Below are 2252 nucleotides of genomic sequence, written 5' to 3'. Positions count from 1 at the left end.
TTGCCCGCCGGTGAGGGCATACTTATCGTTTATAATAAATGTTGGCACTGAACTAATACCCATTTGTTTAATATTGTGTTGCTCTTCGCGTACCGCTTGTACGTATTTGTCTGAGTGTAATATGTTGCGTGCAGTGTCTTTATCAAGACCCACGTCTGCCACCACGTTGAGTAACGCCTGTTCTTGGTTTAAATAGATTAAATCGCTAAAGTGCGCTTTAAAAAACGCCAATTTTAGTTCGGTTTGCTTCCCTTGCTCAGCAGCCCACATTAATAAACGATGTAGATCAAAGCTGTTGATCATGATGCGTTTGCCAGCAAAATTAAAGGTAAACCCGGCACGTTGCCCTGCGGCAAGCAGATTGTTACGATTTTCATCGCCTTGTGCTTCGCTTAGGCCGTATTTTTGCATTAAGTGTTCATTTAAATCTTGCCCTTCAAGGGGCATATCTGGATTTAGCTCAAACGGTTTCCAGCTGATCTGTGCGTCTATCTCACCGTGTAATTGCTGCAGTGCTTGCTCAAGGTTTTTATAGCCAATTATGCACCATGGGCACATTACATCTGAGACAATATCAATTTTTAGTGTTGTCATTTTAATCCTATTAACCACGGCAATGATGCCAGTATATCTACATTATTGGGGTGAAAGTGGCGTTATCAATTGCTGCGACAAAATACTCATCTAAAACGATAGTTGGCAAATTATAGAAAAGTTATTTTTTTGCATAAGGCAGACGCTGTAATTTGTTAACACCGTGGTAGCTGTCGAGCCCACTTACCGCAACGGTGTCTACGGCTGTTAAGTCTAAAAAGCCATCGCTTTGCAGCGCAATTTCATCAAAGTAAACGTCGGTAATTTCACCTATCACCAGTTCAGTACCGTTAACGGCTAAGTGCTGATGCTCGAGGTATTTTACCGCATACTTTAATCGGCTTTGCTGTACAAAGGGAGCGTTAAACTCATTTAAATACTCAGGCGTAAGGCCGGTTGCCGTAAACTCAGATTCGTCTTGGTCGTAGCGCGCTGAGGTTTGGTGAGCCTGTTTATAAATTTTACTATTAACATGGTTAATGGTGTAAACACCGGTTGCTAAGATATTTTCAAAAGTATGGCGCGGCACACTGTGCGGGCGCATGATCATGCCAATCAATGGTGGGTGCGCCCCTAAATGCACCACCGAGCTGACAATCGATAAATTAGTATTTCCCGCCGTGTCTTGAGTGCCAATTAAGTTGGCGCTTTTAAAACCTGAAAGTGAATTAATAAAGTGAGCCCGGCTGTGTTTTTCCAGTGCCGCGATGTGCTGTTGCGTAAAATGCATTATACATCCTTACCATGCTATGGCTTTGCCTTGCCAATCTAGGTAGGCAGGCTCACCATTGAGCGCTAAATGAGGGTTGTGATGGGTGAGTGTAAACAATTGCTGCGCCACAAACTCAGGGGTAAATAACTTGCCTGCCGGTACATTTTTTTGAAACGGTTTAGACAGCGGCGTGTTGGTGGTGCCTGGGTGAAATAAAATCAGCTTAGTATTTTTAGCGCGGCGAGCCAGCTCAATGGCCGCTGTTTTAAATAGCATATTGAGTGCGGCTTTAGACGCACGGTAACTATACCAGCCGCCTAATTTATTGTCGTTAATGCTGCCAACCCGCGCACTCAGTGCGGTAATGGTGCACTGAGTGTGGTGATTCAGTAGCGGCAACACACTTTGCAAGCATAATAACGGCACAAGCGTATTAGCGTGCATTAAATGCATAAAATAGTCGCTATTAAACTCTTCGAGCTTTTTCTCAGGAAAATGATATTGGCTGTGCAATTGGCCATTAAATATGACCACTTGGGTGAGCTCAAGGGCCTGTAACTTAAGCATCTCAGTGAGGCTATTAAGGCTTTGCGCTGAATAATCGCTGTGCACATAGCGCACATGCTCACTGTTGGTAGTTAGCTCAGATGAGCTCACGCAAACAATATTAAATGGCGTTGTTTGTGAGTTCAAGTGAGTAATGTAAGCCTGTGCAATCGTGCTACTGGCGCCAAATAAAATGATCGTTTTCATTTTTCACCTTTCGCTTGGTTTGGGCATTGGCCACTACTGCATACTGAGTTAGGCATTAAAAATCGACTAATATGATGGCGGTTGTTAGCAAACACACGATACGCACTATTAGCAAAAAAACGTATCACCGGTAAGCGGATGATTTTAAGCCAAGGGTACTTGCCCACGCTACGCCATGCCTGATAGGTCACAT

General features: G+C 43.8%; 4 protein-coding genes. All 4 read right to left on the bottom strand.

All coding sequences use genetic code 11. From position 1 onward, the window contains the following. A partial coding sequence (locus ABYB02_RS16700; protein WP_372763494.1) for a DsbA family oxidoreductase occupies positions 1-594 on the bottom strand: 594 nt, incomplete at its 3' end. Between the two features lie 121 nt (positions 595-715). Next, the gene (locus ABYB02_RS16695) at positions 716-1324 is read right to left on the bottom strand and encodes a flavin reductase family protein (RefSeq protein WP_372763493.1); all 609 of its coding nucleotides are present in this window, start codon (positions 1322-1324) and stop codon (positions 716-718) included. Between the two features lie 9 nt (positions 1325-1333). Further along, positions 1334-2059, bottom strand: coding sequence for an SDR family NAD(P)-dependent oxidoreductase (locus tag ABYB02_RS16690; RefSeq protein WP_372763492.1), 726 nt, complete (start codon positions 2057-2059; stop codon positions 1334-1336). After that, positions 2056-2252: DCC1-like thiol-disulfide oxidoreductase family protein (locus tag ABYB02_RS16685; protein WP_372763491.1), on the bottom strand; the 197-nt coding region annotated here is incomplete at its 5' end. The genes ABYB02_RS16690 and ABYB02_RS16685, both read right to left, overlap by 4 nt.

Origin of the sequence: Pseudoalteromonas sp., assembly GCF_041613455.1 — a bacterium.
Lineage (GTDB): Bacteria > Pseudomonadota > Gammaproteobacteria > Enterobacterales > Alteromonadaceae > Pseudoalteromonas.
This window is presented reverse-complemented; position numbering and strand designations above follow the sequence as displayed.